Source organism: Streptomyces sp. NPDC088910, assembly GCF_044749865.1.
Classification (GTDB): Bacteria; Actinomycetota; Actinomycetes; order Streptomycetales; family Streptomycetaceae; genus Actinacidiphila.
In genome coordinates, this window is the sequence record NZ_JBIVIV010000005.1 from 480037 (window position 1) to 499103 (window position 19067).

A 19067-nucleotide genomic window follows, 5' to 3' on the forward strand; every position below is an offset into this window, starting at 1 on the left:
CGCGCATGGCTATGGTCTCCGGCAAAGATACGAAGGCCGGGGTCTACTGTTCGTAGCCACCCCAGGAGAGGCACGGAGCGATGGGTCGTCACCGCATATCCGATGGCCGGGAATCGACGGGTGGAGCGCCGCCCGCCAGGACCCGGCGCCGTGCCACCGCGGCGGCCACCGCGCTGGTGATCACGGCGGGCGCGGGCACCTTCGCGGTGCTGCGCGGCGGACTGCTGCCGCTGAGCGGCGCGTGCCGCGGCGGCACGGTACGGATCGGCGCGGTCGCCTCGCCCGACATCGCGCCCGCGCTGACCGCCGTCGCCGACCGGGCGCGCCGCGAGCACGACACGACCGACGGCCGCTGTCTGGACGTCCGGGTGACCGCGCGGAACTCCGCCGACGTCGCCGCGGAACTGGTCGACAACACCAAGAAGCCGGATTTCGCGGTGTGGGTGCCGGACGACAGTCTGTGGGTGGCCCAGACGTCCGCCACCGGCAGCGCGAGGGCGCTGACGAAGCTGCGGTCGGTCGCCGAGTCCCCGGTGGTGGTCGGCGCGCTCCAGTCGCAGGCCAAGACGCTGGGCTGGCCGTCCAAGACGTACACCTGGGCGGAGTTGGCCGGGGTGGCGGGCAGCAGACCGGACCTGCGGTTCGGTACGGCCGATCCGGCGCTCAACTCCACCGGCATGCTGGCGCTGGCGATGATCAACGCGTCGATCGCGCGGGCCGGCGGGAGCGAGGGCACCGACTCCGACACGGAGTCGGCGGCTGCCGCGAAGGCCCTCGCGCAGCGCACCGAGCCCAGCGACGAGCAGGCGGTCGCGACGCTGCCGCGCGACACGACGCCTGCGGAGCTGGCCGACCCCAAGCGGAGCCAGGCGCTGATCCTGTCCGAACAGGCCGCGTTCGCGCACAACGGCGGTTCCGCGCCGCCGCTGCGGCTGTTCTACCCCTCGGACGGCGCGGCGACCCTGGACTACCCGTACACGATGGTCGACGACCTGCATCTGAGCACCGATCAGGGCCGGGCCGCCAACCGCTTCCTGACCCTGCTGGGCAACGACGAGGGCGTGCGGACGATCGCGGACGCGGGTTTCCGTACGCCCGGCGGCGATCCGGACACGGAGACCGTGCGGCGCGCGGGCGGCCAGTCGCCGCAGCCCCTGTCGGCCACGCCCGCGCCCTCACCCTCCGCGCCCGAGCTCCAAAAGCTCCGGCTGATGTGGCAGATCACCGTGCAGAGCGCGCGGATCACCACGGTCGTGGACGTGTCCGGGTCGATGGCCGACGTCGTCCCCGGTTCGGGCGGCAGGTCGCGCCTCGACATCACCAAGGAGTCGCTGCGACAGGCGCTGTCGCAGTTCACCCCGAAGGACGAGATCGGGCTGTGGCGCTTCTCCACCCGGCTCAGCGGCTCGCGCGACTACCAGGAGATCGTCCGCACCGGCCCGCTCGGCGGCACCGTCGCCAAGGGTGTCACGCGCCGCCAGCAGCTCGACAGCGCGTTCCATGACCTCCAGCCGGTGCCGGGCGGCTCGACCGGCCTGTACGACACGGCGCTCGCGGTCTACCAAAGCGCCGTCTCCTCGTACGGGACCGGCAAGTTCAACGCGGTGGTGATCCTCACCGACGGCGCCAACGAGGACCCGGGCAGCATCTCGCTCAACGCCCTGACGTCCAGGCTGAAGACGCTCGACGACCCGGCGCGGCCGGTGCCGCTGATCGCCATCGCGGTCGGCGCGAACGCCGACAAGGCGGCCTGCGACCGCATCGCGAAGGCCACCGGCGGGGCCGCGTATCAGGTCAACGACCCCTCGGAGATCCAGGCGGTCCTGCTGAAGGCCGTCGTGGCGGCGGCCACCAGCGCCGCCGCGAAGGCGCCCTGAGGCCGCTGTACGGGCCCGCGCCGCACGAGGCCCCCGTGCGCCACGGCTCACGCCACCGGCCAGGAGTGCACCGGCTCGCCGTCCAGCATGAGTTCGCGGTACCGCTGGGTCATCGCGGCGAGCGCGGGCCGCCGGTCGAGGCCGCGTTCCAGCATCCGGTGGAAGACCGCCGACTGCCATTCGGCGCCGTTGGTACGGCGGCGGCAGCGCTGTTCGATGATGCCGAGGTAGTGGTCGCGGTCGACGGCCTCGATGCCCCACGCGTCGAGCCCCGCCGCGGCCAGCGGCAGCAGTTCGTCGAGGATCAGGTCGGTGGCGGGGATCTCCGCGAGGCCGCCGTTGCGGCCGCGCGGCCACTGGAGGACCGCGCCGATGCCGTCGCGGCAGGACGCCTCGAAGTTGGCCGCGGCGGCGGCGAAGGGCAGCTTGTGCCAGACCGGGCGTGACGCCTCGGCCAGGGCGCGGACCAGACCGTAGTAGAAGGCGGTGTTGGCGACGACGTCGGCCACCGTGGGACCGGCGGGCATCACCCGGTTCTCCACGCGCAGGTGCGGGACGCCGTCGACCACCTGGTAGACGGGACGGTTCCAGCGGTAGATCGTGCCGTTGTGCAGGGTGAGTTCGCGCAACTGCGGCACTCCCCCGTCGTCCAGCACCCGCAACGGGTCCTCCTCGTCGCAGATCGGCAGCAGCGAGGGGAAGTACCGTACGTTCTCCGCGAAGAGGTCGGCGGCGGAGTCGATCCAGCGCTCGCCGAACCACGTGATGGGCCGCACCCCTTGGGCCACCAGCTCCTCCGGGCGGACGTCGGTGGCCTGGAGGAACAGCGGCGCGCGGGTCTCGCGCCACAGCTCACGGCCGAAGAGGAACGGCGAGTTGGCGCCGACGGCCACCTGCGGTCCCGACACGACCTGCGCCGCGTTCCACACGTCGGCGAAGCGGCCGGGGGTGACCTGGAGGTGCATCTGGGTGGAGGTGCAGGCGGCCTCGGGCGCGATGGACGCGGAGGTGTAGAGCAGGCGTTCGGCGCCCTCGATGTCGAGGGTGATGTCCTCACCGCGCATCGCCAGTATCCGCTCGTTGAGCAGCGTGTACCGGTCGGCGCGGGAGAGGTTGGCGGAGACCAGGTCCTGGGCCTCCAGGGTGGGCAGAATTCCCACCATCACGATGTGCGCGCCCACCTCGCGGGCCATCCGGTCGGCATACCCGAGACCGATCCGCAGTTCCTCGGCGAGGCGGTCCATGACCCGGCCGGAAAGCCGGTGCGGCGCGATGTTTACTTCAATATTGAACTGCGCGAGCTCGGTCTGGAAATCCCGGCTCGCGATGCGCTCAAGCACCTCTTCGTTCATCATGCGCGGCAGCCCGTCGGAATCCGCGAGATTCAATTCGATCTCCAGACCCATCAGATTGCGCGGCCGGTCGAATCGCTTCTCGTCCAACAGCCGCTCCAGCCCCACGAGACACTGCCGCAGCTTGCGCCGGTACAGCCTCCGGTCGGCCAGGTCGAACCCGTTGGCAACGACCTTCTCGCCCATCGACGCGTCCTTCCTCGTACGGATACTCACGGGAGGATGCCCACCCAAATGATCGATAACGCCACGGCGGCCCCGCGTCTGCCACTAGGCTGTGCACAACGGCTAACACAGTGGGTTCCTGTGGCACATACCACGGTCACGGCGCGGCGTAAAAACTTCGTGAATACGACCGGCGGGATCCAGCCGTCCGCAGCGGGCAGAAATAAGCGGCACACACCGCGCACCCTGCACGAATGCTTCGTGGGCCATCGCAGAAGAAGGCGATTTCTCGCCTTGCGCGTAATACTGGCTGCGACTAGACGAAACACGGAGCGAACACACGTCGTATAAACTCCGTGAACAAGGCAAAGCATCCGCCCTCGCCGGACGCGCCTGAGCCGATCCCCTTTCCGCCCTCATGCGCCGTCCGCATCCCTGCCCCCGCACCACTGTTTGTCTCCCAGTGAGAGGCGACACCATGCCGCTGCTTGTCCCCCCAGCACCTGCTCCCGCCCTGCGGAGCATCCTGGCCGCGCTCAGCTCTCCCACCGCGGTCCAGGAGGCCCGGACGCCCGCGCTGCGGAACGCCCAAGGGCCCCTCACCGCCGAACACCCGCTCCCTGTGCATGTGTTCGAACCGGCGGACGTCCCCGGCGGCCTGCCTCGCGCACGATTGACCGGCTGGCGGTTCCACATCCTCGCCGGGGGCTGGCCGCAAGGCACCGTCGCCGCGGGCGAGACCGTGGCGACGGCTGACGGCTGGGTCTTCTCGCGCTTCTCCGAGGGGCCGTTCCTGGCCTCCACCGAGCGGGCGCTGCGCCAGGGGGACACGCTGCCCGCCACTTACCAACCGCATCTGCTCTCCGTGCCGAGCCTGTACATGCTGGCGCTGTGGCTGCACTGCGACCCGCGTGCCGACGCCTCGACGGCCCAGCCCACCCCGGCGGACGTGCTGGTGCCGCTGGCCCCCGCGCCGCCCGGCATCGCCCCGCACCGCCTGCACCGGCTGGCGGAGCTGATGCCGCTGCTCTCGGTACGGATGGCGCCGCCGCCGCTGCTGGGGTCGCCCGCCTGACGGCCTGTCGCCGCCTCTCCACGGTGCCCCCGCGAGCCACTGGGCCGCGGGGGCACCGTCGCGTCCCGCCCTCGCAACCGTCCGGCGGAGTGACGCGTCCTGTCCTCCAAGGGATTGCCTGCGTGAAATCCCTGCGGATCGACGTCAGTAGAGCAACACTGGGAACGGCCGTACCAACGGGGGAACGGATATGAACCAGTCAGGCAGCGCAATCATCCGCACCAGCCACCTCTCGCAGCGAAAGACACCATCCATGTGCCAGCACAAGCCCCAGTGCCCCACCGCAGAGTGCCCCGACCGTGAGGCCGCGCACACCCTGGCCCACCACCCGGAGCAGGGCTGGAGCCTGCTGTGCAACGGCGTGCTCCTCTTCGAGGACACCGGCGAGCTGCTGCCCGACGGGCAGATCATCGCGCCGCACCGCCCCCTGGGCACCGAGCAGATCACCGCCGCGGCCTGACCGGTACGGGGCCGCCCGCACACGAGACCGCGCCGCACCGCGCACCGCCCCACACACAGAGCCGGTTCCACTGCTGACAGCGGAACCGGCTTCGTCATGTGCGGGCAGCCTCGCGCGAGACCGCCGGGCCCGTACCACCGGACCCGGTCGGCCCAACGCGCTCAGCTCTCGTACGCGCTCAGCTCTCGTACGCGTCCAGCGGCGGGCAGGAGCAGACCAGATTGCGGTCGCCGAAAGCGCCGTCGATCCGCCGTACCGGCGGCCAGTACTTGTCGGCCGCGACGACCCCGGCGGGGAAGACCGCCTCCTCGCGGCTGTACGGGTGCGCCCAGTCGCCGCCGAGCGCCGCCGCGGTGTGCGGGGCGTTGCGCAGCGGGTTGTCGTCGGCCGGCCAGTCGCCCGCGCCGACCCGGTCGATCTCGCCGCGGATCGCGACCATGGCGTCGCAGAAACGGTCCAGCTCCGCCAGGTCCTCGCTCTCGGTCGGCTCGATCATCAGCGTGCCCGCCACCGGGAAGGACATCGTCGGCGCGTGGAAGCCGTAGTCGATCAGCCGCTTGGCGATGTCGTCGACGCTGACGCCGGTCTCCTTGGCCAACGGCCGCAGGTCGATGATGCACTCGTGCGCGACCAGCCCGCCGGGGCCGGTGTAGAGCACGGGGAAGTGCGGCTCCAGCCGCTTGGCGACGTAATTCGCGCCCAGTACCGCCATCTGGGTGGCCTGCTTGAGCCCTTCCGCGCCCATCAGCCGTACATACGTCCAGGAGATCGGCAGGATGCCCGCCGAGCCCCACGGCGCGCCCGAGACGGGGCCGACGCCGGTGGCAGGTCCCGCGGTGGGCTGGAGCGGGTGGTTCGGCAGGTACGGCGCCAGGTGCGCGCGGACCGCGACCGGGCCGACGCCGGGGCCGCCGCCGCCGTGCGGGATGCAGAAGGTCTTGTGCAGGTTCAGGTGCGAGACGTCCGCCCCGAACCGGCCGGGCCTGGCCAGACCGACCAGCGCGTTGAGATTCGCGCCGTCCACGTACACCTGGCCGCCCGCGTCGTGCACGGCCGCGCAGACGTCGGTGATGTTGTCCTCGAACACGCCGTGCGTGGACGGGTAGGTGACCATCAGCACGGCGAGCTGGTCACGGTGCTGCTCGATCTTGGCGTGCAGGTCGGTGACGTCCACGTCGCCGTTCTCGCCGGTCTTGACCACGACGACCTTCATGCCCGCCATCACCGCGCTCGCGGCGTTGGTGCCGTGCGCGGAGGACGGGATCAGGCAGACGGTACGGCCGGTGTCGCCGTTGGCGCGGTGGTAGGCGCGGACCGCGAGCAGCCCGGCCAGTTCGCCCTGGGAGCCCGCGTTGGGCTGGAGGCTGACCTTGTCGTAGCCGGTGACCTCGGCGAGCTGGTCCTCCAAGCCGTGGATCAGCGTCAGGTAGCCCTCGGCCTGCTCGACCGGCGCGAAGGGGTGCAGCGCGCCGAATTCGGGCCAGGTGACCGGCTCCATCTCGGTGGTCGCGTTGAGCTTCATCGTGCAGGAGCCCAGCGGGATCATCCCGCGGTCCAGCGCGTAGTCGCGGTCGGCCAGCCGCCGCAGATAGCGCAGCATCGCGGTCTCGCTGCGGTGCTGGTGGAAGACGGGGTGGGTCAGATACGCGTCGGTGCGCAGCAGTCCGGCGGGCAGCGCGTCCTCGGTGGCCGCGTCCAGCGCGTCGAGGTCCGCGGCGCTTCCCTGGACGCCGAAGGCGTCGAGGACGGCCGTGAGGCGGGCCCGGTCGGTGGTCTCGTCGCAGGCGATACCGACCAGGTCGGCGTCGGCCAGCCGCAGATTGACCCCGGCCTGACGGGCGGCGGCCACGACCTCGGCCGCGCGTCCCGGCACCCGCGCGGTGAGCGTGTCGAAGTAGCCGTCGTGCACGATCTCGACGCCGCCCGCGCGCAGACCCGCGGCGAGCACCGCGGCGTAGCGGTGGGTGCGACCGGCGATCTGCGCGAGCCCGTCGGGGCCGTGGTAGACCGCGTACATCGCGGCCATCACGGCGAGCAGGACCTGCGCCGTACAGATGTTGCTGGTGGCCTTCTCGCGGCGGATGTGCTGCTCGCGGGTCTGGAGGGCCAGCCGGTAGGCGCGGTTGCCGTCGGCGTCCACGGAGACGCCGACGAGGCGGCCGGGCAGATTGCGGGCGTAGGAGTCGCGTACGGCCATGTATCCGGCGTGCGGTCCGCCGAAGCCCATGGGGACGCCGAAGCGCTGGGTGGTGCCCACCGCGATGTCCGCGCCCAGCTCGCCCGGTGAGGTGAGCAGCGTCAGCGCCAGCAGGTCGGCGGCGACGGTGACGACCGCGCCCAGCTCGTGCGCGCGCTCGATGACCGGGCGCGGGTCCCGTACGGCGCCCGAGGCGCCCGGGTACTGGAGCAGGACGCCGAAGACGCCACGCTCGGCGATCTCCGCCGGGATGCCCTCGGACAGGTCGGCGACGACGACCTCGACGCCGGTCGGCTCCGCGCGGGTCCGGATCACCGCGACGGTCTGCGGGAAGGTGTCGGCGTCGACCAGGTAGACGCCCTGCTTGACCTTGCCGACCCGGCGGGACAGCGCCATCGCCTCGGCCGCCGCGGTGCTCTCGTCGAGCAGCGAGGCGCCGGAGGTGGGCAGCCCGGTGAGGTCGGCGACGACGGTCTGGAAGTTGAGGAGCGCCTCCAGGCGGCCCTGCGAGATCTCCGGCTGGTACGGCGTGTAGGCCGTGTACCAGGACGGGTTCTCCATCACATTGCGCAGGATGACGGGCGGGGTGAAGGTGCCGTAGTAGCCCAGGCCGATCATCGGGGCCAGCACCTGATTGCGGTCCGCCAGCGCCCGCAGCTCGGCCAGCGCCTCGGCCTCGGTGCGGGCCTCGGGCAGCGCCAGGGCCTGCGCGCTCCTGATGGTGTCGGGCACGGCCGCTTCGGTGAGTTCGTCCAGGGAGCCGTAGCCGACCTGGGCGAGCATCTTCGCCTGCGCCGCTGCGTCGGGTCCGATGTGGCGCCTGGCGAACGGCACGCCCGCTTCCAGCTCGGCGAGGGGAATGCGACGGGAAGTCATCTGCGGAGGCCTCCTGGTCTGCGACGACCTTCGGGGGGTGCCGCGACGCGCGGACACCCGTACGGCCTCCCCCTCTGTCATCAGAACCTGAGAGCTTCACCGCCCCCGTGGGAGCGGCTTTCACCGTCGGTGAGGGCCCGTGCCGGAAAACCGCTCCCGGTGCGTGCCCTGCTTTCCAGAGTGACCTCGTCCATGCGGTACGGATGCCTGAGAGATTCCGGGGAGGATTTGCTCCTTCGGCGCCTCCGACACTGTCTCGGAGGCTCTCCCGCACGGGGTCTGCGGCCGATCACCAGCCTACCAGCGAGGCGGCGGGACCCGGCGGGGGCGGGGGGCGGTGATCACCGCCCGAGTCGACACCGGCCAGGATGTGCCTTTGGCTGTACCCAGACATCGCTCGTCATTGGTTGGAGGGACCGTGCAGACCGACATCGATCCGCGCAGCCTGATCGGCCGCCGCGTCTTCGACCATGACGGTACGAAGATCGGCACGGTGGACGAGGTGTACCTCGACGACGCGACCGGCATACCGGAGTGGGCGGCCGTCAGGACCGGGCTGTTCACGCGCGACGCGTTCGTACCGCTGGAGCCCAGCGAAGTGGTGGACGACGAATTGCGGGTGCCGTACAAGAAGGCGCTGATCAGGGACGCGCCGGACTTCGGTGTGGGGCGCCACCTGTCGCCGGAGCAGGAGTTGCAGCTCTACCACCACTACGGGATGGACGTGCCGACGTCCGGCTCGGAGCCGCCGCCGCCCCCCGACCGGGACTTCGGGCGGCTCGCGGGCGAGGACTGAGCGTCCTCCTCCCCCTGCCCCACGCCCTCTTCCTCCCCCTGCCCTGCGCCCCCTTCCTTCCCCCGGCCCGCACCCGCCGCTTCCCCCGGGTCGAGCGGCAGCGGATCGCGGTGCGCGAGCGCCGGGTCGTCCACGGCGAAGGTCCGCACCCGGCCGGGCACGGTGTCCGAGGGCACCTCGAAGCGCACGGTGACCCGCCCGACCCCGCTTCCCTGCACCCATCCGGAGCCGTACGTCTCGTGCTCCACGTCCTGGCCCGGCCACCAGAGCCTGGCCCGCTCCGGCGCGGGCGGCGGCGCCGAGGGCAGCTCCTCGGGCGCGTTCTCGTCCTCCTCGCCCTCCCCCGCCGCGTGCGCGAACAGATCCTCCTGCGTGAAGTCGGCGAGCCCGGCGACGCCCACCCCGAGCAGCCGCACACCGCCGGTGGTGTCGACAGCCTCCATCAGCCGCCTGGCGGTCTCCCGTACGAGTCCCGGGTCGTCGGTCGGCGCCCGCAGCGTCTCGGAGCGCGTCAGGGTCGAGAAGTCGTATCTGCGGACCTTGACGACCACCGTCCGCCCGGAGCGGCCCGCGCCGCGCAGCCGCTGCACGCAGCGCTCGGCGAGCCGGTCGATCTCGTACCGCACATGGGCGCGGTCGGTGAGGTCGGCGTCGAAGGTGTCCTCGACGGAGATGGACTTGACGTCGCGGTCGGCGACCACGGGGCGGTTGTCGAGGCCGGCGGCCATCGAGTGCAGGCCCGTGCCGTGCGCCTTGCCGAGCAGCCGGACCAGCTCCGGCTCCCCCGCGTGCACGATCTCGCCGACGGTGGTGATGCCCACGCGCCGCAGATGCTCGGCGGTGGCGGGCCCGACGCCGGGCAGGGTGCGTACCGGCATCGGTTCGAGCAGCGCGCGCTCGGTGCCGGGCTCGACGACGACCAGGCCGTCCGGCTTGGCCTGCTCGGAGGCGATCTTCGCCAGCAGCTTCGACCCGGCGAGCCCCACCGAGGCGGTGAGCCCGGTGCTGGCCCGGATCTCGGCGCGCAGCCGCCGGGCGACCGCCCGCGGGTCCGCGCCGTGCCCGCCCGCCTCCAGGTCCACGAACGCCTCGTCCAGGCTCAGCGGCTCTATCAGGGGTGACACCTCGTGCAGCAGCGCCATCACGGCCTCGCTGATCTGCCGGTAGATGCCGAAGCGCGGTACGAGATAGGCGGCGTTGGGGCTGAGGCGGCGGGCGTGGGCCATCGCCATCGCGGAGTGGACGCCGTGGACGCGCGCCTCATAGGACGCGGTCGATACGACGCCGCGGGGGCCGAGGCCGCCGACCACCACCGGCTTGCCCCGCAGGCTCGGCTTCGACGCCTGTTCGACCGCGGCGAAGAACGCGTCCATGTCCAGATGCAGGATCGTCGGCGCACTTCTCACAAGTACCGATCGTGCCGCACGACACCGACAATCGCCGTACACGTGTACGGCACGGCGTCGGTGAGCCGCTCAGACCGCCCGATTGCGCCGCTTCGCCAGCTCGTCGGACGGATTGTCGCCGACCAGGGTCTCGCCGGTGTCCACCCGCTCCCCGTGCATCTGGGACAGCGAACTCTCCACGTCCCGCCAGACCACGCCCACGGCGATGCCGAAGACCCCCTGGCCCCCCTGGAGCAGATCCACCACCTCGTCGGGCGAGGTGCACTCGTAGACCGTGGCACCGTCGCTCATCAGCGTCATCCTGGCCAGCTCCGTCGGCCCGACGGAGCGCAGGTGCCGTACCGCCGTCCGGATGTTCTGGAGCGAGACGCCGGTGTCCAGCAGCCGCTTCACTATCTTCAGGACGACGACGTCCCGGAAGCTGTAGAGCCGCTGCGTGCCGGAGCCGTAGGCGGGGCGGACGCTGGGCTCGACCAGGCCGGTACGGGCCCAGTAGTCGAGCTGGCGGTAGGTGATGCCGGTCGCCGCGCACGCGGTGGGCCCGCGGTAGCCGATCTGCTCGGGCGGTACGTCCTGTGCCGCCCCGCCGCCGCCCGCGTCAGCGGTGGCGCGCGCCAGTGCCCCCTGGGTCGGATACGGGCCGCCGGTCGCCAGACCGTCGCCGGTGCTTCTCACGCCGCCCTCCGTCCCTTCGCGTCCCGGGGCCGCGTGCACGTGCCATCGGGACTTTCCTCTCCGAAGGTAGGCAGTCGCCAGGGGTGCGTCAACGATCGCCACACTCGGCACGCCGAGTGATATTCACCCCACGAGTGGTTTGGCGTGTCCCGGTATCGGGAACGGCTCACTGGTTGCTCGTGCCGAAGTCCTCGGGCGAGATCTGGTCGAGGAACTCGCGGAACTTCTCCACCTCGTCCTCCTGCTCGTCCGGGATCGCGATCCCGGCGTCGTCGAGCACCCCGTCACTGCCGTAGATCGGCGTACCGGTGCGCAGCGCGAGGGCTATGGCGTCGGACGGACGGGCACTGACCTCCACGCCGCTGGCGAACACCAGCTCGGCGTAGAAGACGCCTTCGCGCAGGTCGGTGATACGGACCTCGGTCAGCGTCTGTCCGACCGCTTCGAGTACGTCCTTGAAGAGGTCATGCGTGAGCGGTCGCGCAGGCGTCATGCCCTGCTGCGCGAAAGCGATGGCCGTCGCCTCTCCCGGCCCGATCCAGATGGGCAGGTACCGGTCGCCTCCCACTTCACGCAGGAGCACGATCGGTTGATTGGAGGGCATTTCGACCCGGACACCCACAACGTCGAGCTCGTTCACACAGCAACCCTAGGACGTGCCTGCCGGGTTTGGGTAGTCGGGCACCCCCTGGGCCGGACTTCGGCGGCTTCGTGAAGCCCGGCACAAAGTCGGCACGAGCCCCGCGGGAGACCGCTGAAAAGCCCGTACCCGCCCGGTACCGGCGCCTTTACAGGGCGTGGGAAAAACCGAAAAACCGCTCAGAGGAGCTTGACCCGCAGCGCGGACTGCACCATCGCCGCGTGCAGCCGAACGGAGAGCGCGGCCAGCTCGCGCGCGGTGACCTCGGCGTGGGTGCGCGTCTGCGGATTGCGGTGCCGCCGCAGCGGCGCCACGACCTGCTCCACCAGACCCGCCTCCCGGTCGGCAGCGGCCTTCACCGCCCGCAAATGGCGCGGTTCGAGCCCGAAACGGCCGAGGTCGACGATGAGCCGTCCGATGTTCACCGTGTCGGCGTCGTATCCGCCGTCCCGGCCCGCCTCGACCAGGCCGTAGGACTCCCACTGGTCCAGTTCCTCGCCGTCGGCCCCGGTGGCCGCCAGCAGCTCCGTACGGCCGATCCGCAGCTCCGCGGGCGCCTGGGGTTCGATGGCGGCCTCCTGGGCCTCCCTGGACTCCGCGGGACCCGGCAGCGCCACGTGCTCGCCGCGGTCGAGCGCGTCCAGGTGCTCCCTGATCACCCGCAGCGGCAGGTAGTGGTCGCGCTGCACGCGCAGGATGTAGGCGAGCCGTTCGACGTCACGGGCCGCGAACTTGCGGTATCCGGACGGGGTGCGCTGCGGCTCGACCAGACCCTCGGCCTCCAGGAAACGGATCTTGGAGATGGTGACCTCGGGGAACTCGTCCTGGAGCTGCCCCAGGACGGCGCCGATGCTCAACAGCGCGCTGTCGGCGGTGGCGGTGCCGTCTCCGGCACCGCCCTGCGTTCTCGGCATGAACACCTTCCCTGGGGTCCCCCGGACCGGGTCCGGGGGATAAAGAGCTAGATCCCCCGCTGGCTCGCGTAGAAGACCAACCTGTACTTGCCGATCTGGACCTCGTCACCGTTGGACAGCGGCACCGCGTCGATCCGCTCCCGGTTGACGTACGTGCCGTTGAGGCTGCCGACGTCGGAGACGGTGAAGCCGCCGTCCGGGCCGCGGCGGAACTCCACATGGCGGCGGGAGACCGTGACGTCGTCCAGGAAGATGTCGCTCTGCGGGTGGCGGCCGGCCGTGGTCAGCTCACCGTCCAGCAGGAAGCGGCTGCCCGAGTTCGGCCCCCGTCGCACGATCAGCAGCGCGGAGCCCATCGGCAGGGCGTCCACGGCCGACTGCGCCTCGGAGGAGAGCGACGGCGTCACATGCTGGCCGGTGACCTCCGCCTCGTACGCCTCGAGGCCCGAGATGGAGATCGTGGAGGTGGTCTCGGACGCGCGTTCCTGCCCGGCCCCTGAGCCGCGCAGCGGCGCGCCGCAGTTGTTGCAGAAGCGGCTCGCCTCCGCGTTCGTGTGCCCGCACCTCGTACAAACCGGCAAGCCGAACCCTCCACCCGGGGTTGAGGTTGATGGTTCCCCGAAACCTATGCGGGGGGACGAGGCAGGGTCAACAGGCGCCACGCCGGGGCCACCGGAAAAGTCACCGCCGCCTTGCTGGTCCTCGTGCCGGAACAGCGGGCGGTCGCCGGACTGGCTCTCCTCCCCGGTGTTCCGCGGAGCACGGTGGCGCGCCGTCGCCGGGTCACCCGACTGCCGCGCGCTCTTGCCGAAAAACTTCCCAAACAACTTCACGGGCGATTCCCCTTGAAAGAAACAGACCCGCCCGTGGGGCAGGACGAACCCTCGCTACACACAGTTTCCACCACACAGCACCCCACAGATGCCCCGACCCCCCGCCTCACTGGGATGACGACCGAGCGTAGTCAGGCTGCTTCGACGGCCGCAAGGCGGACACAACGATCTTCTGCGACCTGACGACATCGGCCGTGGCCTGCTCCTTCTCCAGCGTCTGCACGACCCCGCCCGGGATGTTGAGGGCGGGCTCCAGATCCTGCGGATTTCCGATCACCTTGAACTCGTACGGCTGGGACACTTTGTGGCCGTCGATGAGCACACCGTCCGTACCCTCCGTGAAGTACGTGTCGGCGACGACCCGTACATCGTTGATCTGGATCGCCTCCGCACCGGCCGCCCGGAGTTCCTGAAGAGTGTCCAGGAGCGAGTCTGCCTGGACACCGCCCTTGGGGTCGGTGATCGTCAGCGTGATACCCGGCCCCTGGGCGGCCACCGTGCCCGCCAGGATGCCGAGCTGCTGCGCCTTGGCCTGGGTCTGCTTGAGCGCCTCCGCGGCCTGGTTGGAACTGGTCTCCAGCTCCGACCGCTGGCTCTCCAGACCCCGCTTCTCGTCCTCGAGCCGCTGGGTGCGGTTGTCCAGCTCGGTCAGGATGCGGACCAGGTCCTCCTTGCGCGCGCCGCGCAGCGCGCCGCCGCTGTCGCTCGTGGAGCTGACCTGGATCGCCAGCCCGAGGCCGAGGACGAACAGCAGGACGGCCACGGTGAGCTGGGCGCGTGACAGCCTCGGCGGCCACAGCCCGGCGACCAGGCGCTGCCGCCCGGTGACCGGCGGCGCGGCGTGCTCCGGCTCATGGGCGTGCGCGGCGTGGGCGGGCTCGTGATCGTGCGCGGCGTGGGCCGGGCCGTGCTGCTGGCGGTCCCGCCCGTCGTCCGCGGACCCGTGGTGCTCGTCGCTCATACCGTCGTCACGCCCGGAAGACGTGGCGGCGGATGGCCGCCGCGTTGGAGAAGATCCGGATGCCGAGGACGACCACGACGCCGGTGGAGAGCTGCGCGCCCACCCCGAGCTTGTCGCCGAGGAAGACGATCAGCGCCGCCACCACCACGTTGGACAGGAAGGAGACCACGAAGACCTTGTCGTCGAAGATCCCGTCCAGCATCGCCCGCAGGCCGCCGAAGACCGCGTCGAGAGCGGCGACGACGGCGATCGGCAGATACGGCTCGACCCCGGTCGGCACCACGGGACGGACCACGAGCCCGACCACGACTCCCACGACGAGGCCCAGTACGGCGATCACTTCGAACCCTTCCCTGTTGTGGCGGAGTCCGCCTTCTGCTGGCCGGGGACCGGCTTGGCATACCGCACGATCAGACTGGGCGCGGCGGCCAGGTGCAGCGTGCCCTGGACGGAGATGCTCGCGCGGATGCCGTAGTTCTGCTCCAGGACGTGCAGGTACTGACCGTCCGCACTGTCCTGGAATGCCGCGCTCAACCGCTCCCCGTCCCCGATCGCCAGCACCGTGTACGGCGGCGCCAGCGGCTTGTTGTCGACCAGTATGGCGTCACCGGCGGCCCGGATGGCGGACAGTGCGGTGAGCCGTTGGCCGTTGACGGTGATCGCCTCGGCTCCCGAGGACCACAGCCCGTTCACCACGCGCTGCATGTCGCGGTCGCGGACCCTGCCGGTGTCGGAGAAGCCGCTGCTCTCCCGCGGGCCGCCTGTGCCGCCTTCTGACGCCTCCTTGGCGTCGTCCACGACCAGCTTGACGCCGGGACCGTCCACCGGGGTCGCGCCCGACAGCAACTCGACCAAGGCGCTGCTGTCGCCGCCGTGGTCCTCCAACGCGGCCCGCTGCTCGGCGGCCACGGTGTCGCGCAGGCCGTCCACACTGCTCTGGAGCTTGTCGGCGCTGTCGGTCTCGGTCTTCACCTGGTCGATGAGCTTCTGGCGCTCCTTGGCCTCGGTGGGCGCGGCCACCCGCGTCTGGGCCGCGCCCACCGTGACGACGATGGCGGCGAGTACGAGACCCGCGGCCAGGCCCAGCTTTCCGCTCAGCCGCTTCGGCAGCCTGGAGGTGCCGACCTCGCCGCGGCGCGCGGCGGCCTCCGCGTACCCGTCGTCGAGACTGTGCTCCATGACGTTGGTGAGCAACGACATCGAGGCGTCAGGACGCCGCCGGGCAGCCCCGGGGACGGGGCTGCTCCGATCGGGTTGCTGCTGCGGCATGCCGCACATCGTCGCACGTCGGGGCCGCCACACTCGAATGGCCCCCTCACGGCGCGCCGTTCGGCCGAAGGATCAGCGCCCGGCGCTCTCCACGACCTCCGCCCACTCGTCGAGCAGTGCCTCCGCGGAGGTGTCGTCGGGCCCTTCCGCCCACAGATGCGTGACGGCCTCCGCCGGGTCGGGCAGCACCATCACCCAGCGTCCGTCCGCCTCGACCACGCGCACGCCGTCGGTGGTGTCCACCGAGCGGTCGCCCGCCGACTCCACCACGCGCCGCATCACGGAACCCTTGACGGCCCACGGTGTCGGCACGTCCCGCTTGATGACATGAGCGCGCGGGATACGGGCGTCGATCTGGCTGAGCGTGAGCTGCGTACGCGCCACCAGTCCGATCAGCCGCACGAAGGCGGCCGATCCGTCGAAGACGCTGCTGAACTCCGGAATGATGAAGCCGCCGCGCCCGTCGCCGCCGAAGATGGTGCCCTCGGCCCTGCCGACCCTGGTCAGGTCGTCGGGCGACGTCGTCGTCCACTCGACCTGGGTGCCGTGGTACGCGGCGACCTGCTCGCCGATCCGGGTCGTGGTCACGGGCAGTGCCACCCGGCCGCTGCGGCGCTCGGCCGCGACGAGGTCGAGCATGACCAGCAGCGCCCGGTCGTCCTCGATGATCCGGCCCCGCTCGTCCACCAGTGACAGCCGCTCGCCCACGGGGTCGAAGCGCACGCCGAAGGCGGCCCGCGCCGAGGCGACGATCTCACCGAGGCGTACGAGTCCGGCCCGCCGGCTCTCGGTGGTCTCGGTCGGACGGGCCTCGTCCAGACCGGGGTTGACGGTGAGCGCGTCCACGCCGAGCCGTCCGAGGAGGCTGGGCAGCACGAGCCCGGCACTGCCGTTGGCCGCGTCGACCACGACCTTCAGACCGGCGTCGGCGATCCCGGAGATGTCCACGGCCCGCAGCAGCGCGCCGGTGTAGGAGTCGAAGACCGTGGCGGGGAACCGCAGGTCTCCGATCTCGCCGGGGAACGCCCTGCGGTACTCCTGACGGGCGAAGACCCGGTCCAGCTTCCGCTGCCCGGCCGCGGACAGGTCCGCGCCCCGCTCGTCGAAGAACATGATGTCCAGCGAGTCCGGCCGCCCCGGCGAGGTCCGGATCATGATGCCGCCCGCGCTGCCGCGCGCGGTCTGCTGTCGTGCCACGGGCATCGGCACGTTCTCCAGGTCGCGCACGTCGATCGCGCTGGTCTGGAGCGCGGAGATCACCGCGCGCTTGAGCGCACGCGCACCACGTGAGTGGTCACGCGCGGTGGTGACCGTCGCGCCCTTCTTCAACGTGGTCGCGTACGCGCCCGCCAGCCGTACGGCCAGCTCGGGGGTGATCTCGACGTTCAGAATGCCGGACACCCCGCGGGCGCCGAACAGATGCGCCTGCCCGCGCGACTCCCAGATGACCGAGGTGTTGACGAAGGCGCCGGCCTCGATCGTCTTGAACGGATAGACGCGTACGTTGCCGGCGATGTTCGATTCCTCGCCGATCAGGCACTCGTCGCCGATGACCGCGCCGTCGTCGATTCGCGCGGCCCGCATGACATCGGTGTTCTTGCCGATGACGCAGCCGCGCAGATTGGTCTGCTGGCCGATGTAGACATTGTCGTGGATGACGGCCTTGTGCAGGAAAGCGCCTGTTTTCACGACCACATTGGAGCCGATGACGCTGTGCTCGCGAATCTCGGCGCCCGCCTCGACCTTGGCGTAGTCGCCGATGAAGAGCGGGCCGCGCAGGATGGCGTCGTGGTGCACCTCGGCGCCTTCCGCGACCCACACGCCGGGGGAGATCTCGAAGCCGTCGATGTCGACGTCGACTTTGCCCTCGAGTACGTCGGCCTGGGCCTTCACGTAGCTCTCGTGGGTGCCGACGTCCTCCCAGTAGCCCTCGGCGATGAAGCCGTAGACGGGCTTGCCCTCCTTCATGAGCTGCGGGAAGACGTCGCCCGACCAGTCGACGGACACGTCGGCCTGGACGTAGTCGAAGACCTCGGGCTCCATCACGTAAATGCCGGTGTTCACCGTGTCGGAGAACACCTGGCCCCAGGTGGGCTTCTCCAGGAAGCGTTCCACCTTGCCTTCGTCGTCGACGATGGTGATACCGAATTCGAGGGGATTGGGGACCCGGGTCAGGCAGACCGTGACCATGGCTCCCTTCTCCTTGTGGAATTCGATCAGCTCGGTGAGATCGAAGTCCGTCAGGGCATCACCGGAGATCACGAGGAAGGAGTCGTCCTTCAACGCCTCTTCGGCGTTCTTGACGCTTCCGGCCGTCCCCAGCGGCTTCTCCTCGTTGGCGTAGGTGAGCTCCATTCCAAATTCTTCGCCGTCCCCGAAATAATTCTTCACCAGGGAGGCGAGGAACTGGACAGTCACCACCGTCTCAGTGAGTCCATGCCGCTTGAGCAGTGTCAGAACATGCTGCATGATCGGGCGATTCACCACTGGCAGCAGAGGTTTGGGCATGCTCGAGGTCATTGGGCGAAGGCGAGTGCCTTCACCGCCGGCCATGACAACCGCCTTCATGTCGGAACGTCCTCCTCGTGACTCAGTCAGCCGTGGTGTCCGCCCGCACAAGTCGGCGGACCTGCACCACATAGAGGATCCCTGCCCACCAGTACAGGGTTGTACCCCAACCTGCGAACGCCCAGCCGAAAATAGACGCCAGTGTCGCAAGCCATCCGCTTCCGTCGCTCAGGAGGAGCAGCGGAAAGGCGTACATGAGGTTGAAGGTAGCCGCTTTCCCGATGAAGTTCACCTGGGGAGGTCCGTACCCGTGCCTCCGCAGAATCAGCAGCATCACCGCCATCACGGCCTCACGGGCCAGCAGCAGGACCGTTACCCACAGTGGGAGGATGTCGCGCCATGTGAGTCCTACCAGCGTGGACAGTACAAACAGCCGGTCCGCCGCGGGATCGAGAACCCGGCCGAGACTGCTGACCTGATTCCACCGCCGGGCCAGCTTGCCGTCCAGATAGTCACTGATGCCGCTCAGGGCGAGTACGAGCAGCGCCCAGCCGTCAGCCTTCGGTCCGCCGAACTCGGGCCACAGAATCAGCCACAGGAACACGGGTACGCCCACCAGGCGGGCCATACTCAGGATGTTGGGGATCGTGAAGATCCGATCCGTTTGCACCCTTGTCTCCTGGACCTCCACCGGGGCCCCTCCTGTATGTATGTCCTGACGTTTCGGGCCAGACTCTACCGCAGACGCAAAAGAGGCCCGGCGTCGGATCCTAAGATCCGAGGCCGGGCCTCTTCCATAAAATTGTTCGGCGGTGTCCTACTCTCCCACAGGGTCCCCCCTGCAGTACCATCGGCGCTGAAAGGCTTAGCTTCCGGGTTCGGAATGTAACCGGGCGTTTCCCTAACGCTATGACCACCGAAACACCATGAAACACACACCCCACACCCCCGGTGAAGGGGGCATGGTGGTGGGCTGGTTGTTTCAGAACCACACAGTGAACGCGAGCAACAATGGACAAGCCCTCGGCCTATTAGTACCAGTCAGCTCCACCCCTCACAGGGC

Annotated in this window: 16 protein-coding genes, 1 rRNA gene and 1 riboswitch; of the genes, 4 read left to right on the top strand and 13 right to left on the bottom strand. The window is 70.2% G+C overall.

Annotation, left to right across the window (positions count from 1 at the left end; genetic code table 11):
- Window positions 1–80 precede the first annotated feature (80 nt).
- On the top strand, window positions 81–1877 hold the full coding sequence (locus ACIP4Z_RS15330) for a substrate-binding and VWA domain-containing protein (RefSeq protein WP_401308107.1): 1797 nt from the start codon (window positions 81–83) through the stop codon (window positions 1875–1877).
- A 47-nt stretch (window positions 1878–1924) separates the two neighbouring features.
- On the opposite strand, the gene ACIP4Z_RS15335 is transcribed toward ACIP4Z_RS15330, so the two are convergent.
- Window positions 1925–3415 carry a glutamate--cysteine ligase gene (locus tag ACIP4Z_RS15335; RefSeq protein ID WP_355335712.1) on the bottom strand — a complete coding sequence of 497 codons (1491 nt, stop codon included), beginning with the start codon at window positions 3413–3415 and terminating at the stop codon, window positions 1925–1927.
- A 457-nt stretch (window positions 3416–3872) separates the two neighbouring features.
- Here ACIP4Z_RS15335 and ACIP4Z_RS15340 point away from each other — a divergent pair, with 457 nt between their 5' ends.
- Together ACIP4Z_RS15340 and ACIP4Z_RS15345 are read left to right on the top strand one after the other, a co-directional pair.
- Window positions 3873–4469 carry a hypothetical protein gene (locus ACIP4Z_RS15340; RefSeq protein WP_355335715.1) on the top strand — a complete coding sequence of 199 codons (597 nt, stop codon included), beginning with the start codon at window positions 3873–3875 and terminating at the stop codon, window positions 4467–4469.
- A gap of 253 nt (window positions 4470–4722) precedes the next feature.
- Entirely contained in the window at window positions 4723–4929 is a 207-nt protein-coding gene (locus tag ACIP4Z_RS15345) for a DUF5999 family protein (protein WP_355335718.1), read from the top strand.
- Window positions 4930–5107: 178 nt separating this feature from the next.
- Here ACIP4Z_RS15345 and gcvP read toward each other — a convergent pair whose 3' ends face one another.
- Window positions 5108–8002, bottom strand: coding sequence for an aminomethyl-transferring glycine dehydrogenase (gcvP, locus tag ACIP4Z_RS15350; RefSeq protein WP_401308112.1), 2895 nt, complete (start codon window positions 8000–8002; stop codon window positions 5108–5110).
- A 185-nt stretch (window positions 8003–8187) separates the two neighbouring features.
- Window positions 8188–8283, bottom strand: a riboswitch (glycine riboswitch).
- 137 nt (window positions 8284–8420) lie between these two features.
- Here gcvP and ACIP4Z_RS15355 point away from each other — a divergent pair.
- Entirely contained in the window at window positions 8421–8798 is a 378-nt protein-coding gene (locus ACIP4Z_RS15355) for a PRC-barrel domain-containing protein (RefSeq protein ID WP_355335723.1), read from the top strand.
- On the opposite strand, the gene ACIP4Z_RS15360 is transcribed toward ACIP4Z_RS15355, so the two are convergent.
- From ACIP4Z_RS15360 to rrf, 11 genes are all read right to left on the bottom strand, one after another.
- The gene (locus tag ACIP4Z_RS15360) at window positions 8714–10204 is read right to left on the bottom strand and encodes a DNA polymerase IV (protein WP_401308116.1); all 1491 of its coding nucleotides are present in this window, start codon (window positions 10202–10204) and stop codon (window positions 8714–8716) included. The genes ACIP4Z_RS15355 and ACIP4Z_RS15360 overlap by 85 nt on opposite strands.
- A gap of 69 nt (window positions 10205–10273) precedes the next feature.
- A complete protein-coding gene (locus tag ACIP4Z_RS15365) occupies window positions 10274–10879 on the bottom strand; it encodes a MerR family transcriptional regulator (RefSeq protein ID WP_355335727.1) in 606 nt (201 codons plus the stop codon).
- A 166-nt stretch (window positions 10880–11045) separates the two neighbouring features.
- Window positions 11046–11519, bottom strand: coding sequence for a bifunctional nuclease family protein (locus ACIP4Z_RS15370; RefSeq protein WP_031518684.1), 474 nt, complete (start codon window positions 11517–11519; stop codon window positions 11046–11048).
- Between the two features lie 179 nt (window positions 11520–11698).
- Window positions 11699–12433, bottom strand: coding sequence for a MerR family transcriptional regulator (locus tag ACIP4Z_RS15375; RefSeq protein WP_355335731.1), 735 nt, complete (start codon window positions 12431–12433; stop codon window positions 11699–11701).
- 47 nt (window positions 12434–12480) lie between these two features.
- Window positions 12481–13014 (bottom strand): FHA domain-containing protein, encoded by a 534-nt coding sequence (locus ACIP4Z_RS15380; protein ID WP_355335734.1) that lies wholly within the window; start codon window positions 13012–13014, stop codon window positions 12481–12483.
- 358 nt (window positions 13015–13372) lie between these two features.
- Window positions 13373–14227, bottom strand: a complete 855-nt coding sequence (locus ACIP4Z_RS15385) for a DUF881 domain-containing protein (RefSeq protein WP_401308122.1) — start codon at window positions 14225–14227, stop codon at window positions 13373–13375.
- 7 nt (window positions 14228–14234) lie between these two features.
- On the bottom strand, window positions 14235–14567 hold the full coding sequence (locus ACIP4Z_RS15390) for a small basic family protein (RefSeq protein WP_033175851.1): 333 nt from the start codon (window positions 14565–14567) through the stop codon (window positions 14235–14237).
- Entirely contained in the window at window positions 14564–15505 is a 942-nt protein-coding gene (locus tag ACIP4Z_RS15395) for a DUF881 domain-containing protein (protein ID WP_391051111.1), read from the bottom strand. Before ACIP4Z_RS15395 ends, ACIP4Z_RS15390 begins: the two co-directional genes overlap by 4 nt.
- A gap of 63 nt (window positions 15506–15568) precedes the next feature.
- The gene (locus tag ACIP4Z_RS15400; RefSeq protein ID WP_355335743.1) at window positions 15569–18064 is read right to left on the bottom strand and encodes a mannose-1-phosphate guanyltransferase; all 2496 of its coding nucleotides are present in this window, start codon (window positions 18062–18064) and stop codon (window positions 15569–15571) included.
- Between the two features lie 22 nt (window positions 18065–18086).
- The gene (locus ACIP4Z_RS15405) at window positions 18087–18695 is read right to left on the bottom strand and encodes a CDP-alcohol phosphatidyltransferase family protein (RefSeq protein ID WP_355335745.1); all 609 of its coding nucleotides are present in this window, start codon (window positions 18693–18695) and stop codon (window positions 18087–18089) included.
- Between the two features lie 113 nt (window positions 18696–18808).
- Window positions 18809–18925: ribosomal RNA gene (gene rrf, locus ACIP4Z_RS15410) — 5S ribosomal RNA — on the bottom strand.
- Window positions 18926–19067 lie beyond the last annotated feature (142 nt).

What these genes read in the sequence shown, in the direction of transcription:
- ACIP4Z_RS15340 (WP_355335715.1), top strand. Translation starts at nt 3,873, where the DNA reads ATGCCGCTGCTTGTCCCCCCAGCACCTGCTCCCGCCCTGCGGAGCATC.
- ACIP4Z_RS15385 (WP_401308122.1), bottom strand. Translation starts at nt 14,227, where the DNA reads ATGAGCGACGAGCACCACGGGTCCGCGGACGACGGGCGGGACCGCCAG.
- ACIP4Z_RS15330 (WP_401308107.1), top strand. Translation starts at nt 81, where the DNA reads ATGGGTCGTCACCGCATATCCGATGGCCGGGAATCGACGGGTGGAGCG.
- ACIP4Z_RS15400 (WP_355335743.1), bottom strand. Translation starts at nt 18,064, where the DNA reads ATGAAGGCGGTTGTCATGGCCGGCGGTGAAGGCACTCGCCTTCGCCCA.
- ACIP4Z_RS15345 (WP_355335718.1), top strand. Translation starts at nt 4,723, where the DNA reads ATGTGCCAGCACAAGCCCCAGTGCCCCACCGCAGAGTGCCCCGACCGT.
- ACIP4Z_RS15395 (WP_391051111.1), bottom strand. Translation starts at nt 15,505, where the DNA reads ATGTGCGGCATGCCGCAGCAGCAACCCGATCGGAGCAGCCCCGTCCCC.
- ACIP4Z_RS15375 (WP_355335731.1), bottom strand. Translation starts at nt 12,433, where the DNA reads ATGCCGAGAACGCAGGGCGGTGCCGGAGACGGCACCGCCACCGCCGAC.
- gcvP (WP_401308112.1), bottom strand. Translation starts at nt 8,002, where the DNA reads ATGACTTCCCGTCGCATTCCCCTCGCCGAGCTGGAAGCGGGCGTGCCG.
- ACIP4Z_RS15335 (WP_355335712.1), bottom strand. Translation starts at nt 3,415, where the DNA reads ATGGGCGAGAAGGTCGTTGCCAACGGGTTCGACCTGGCCGACCGGAGG.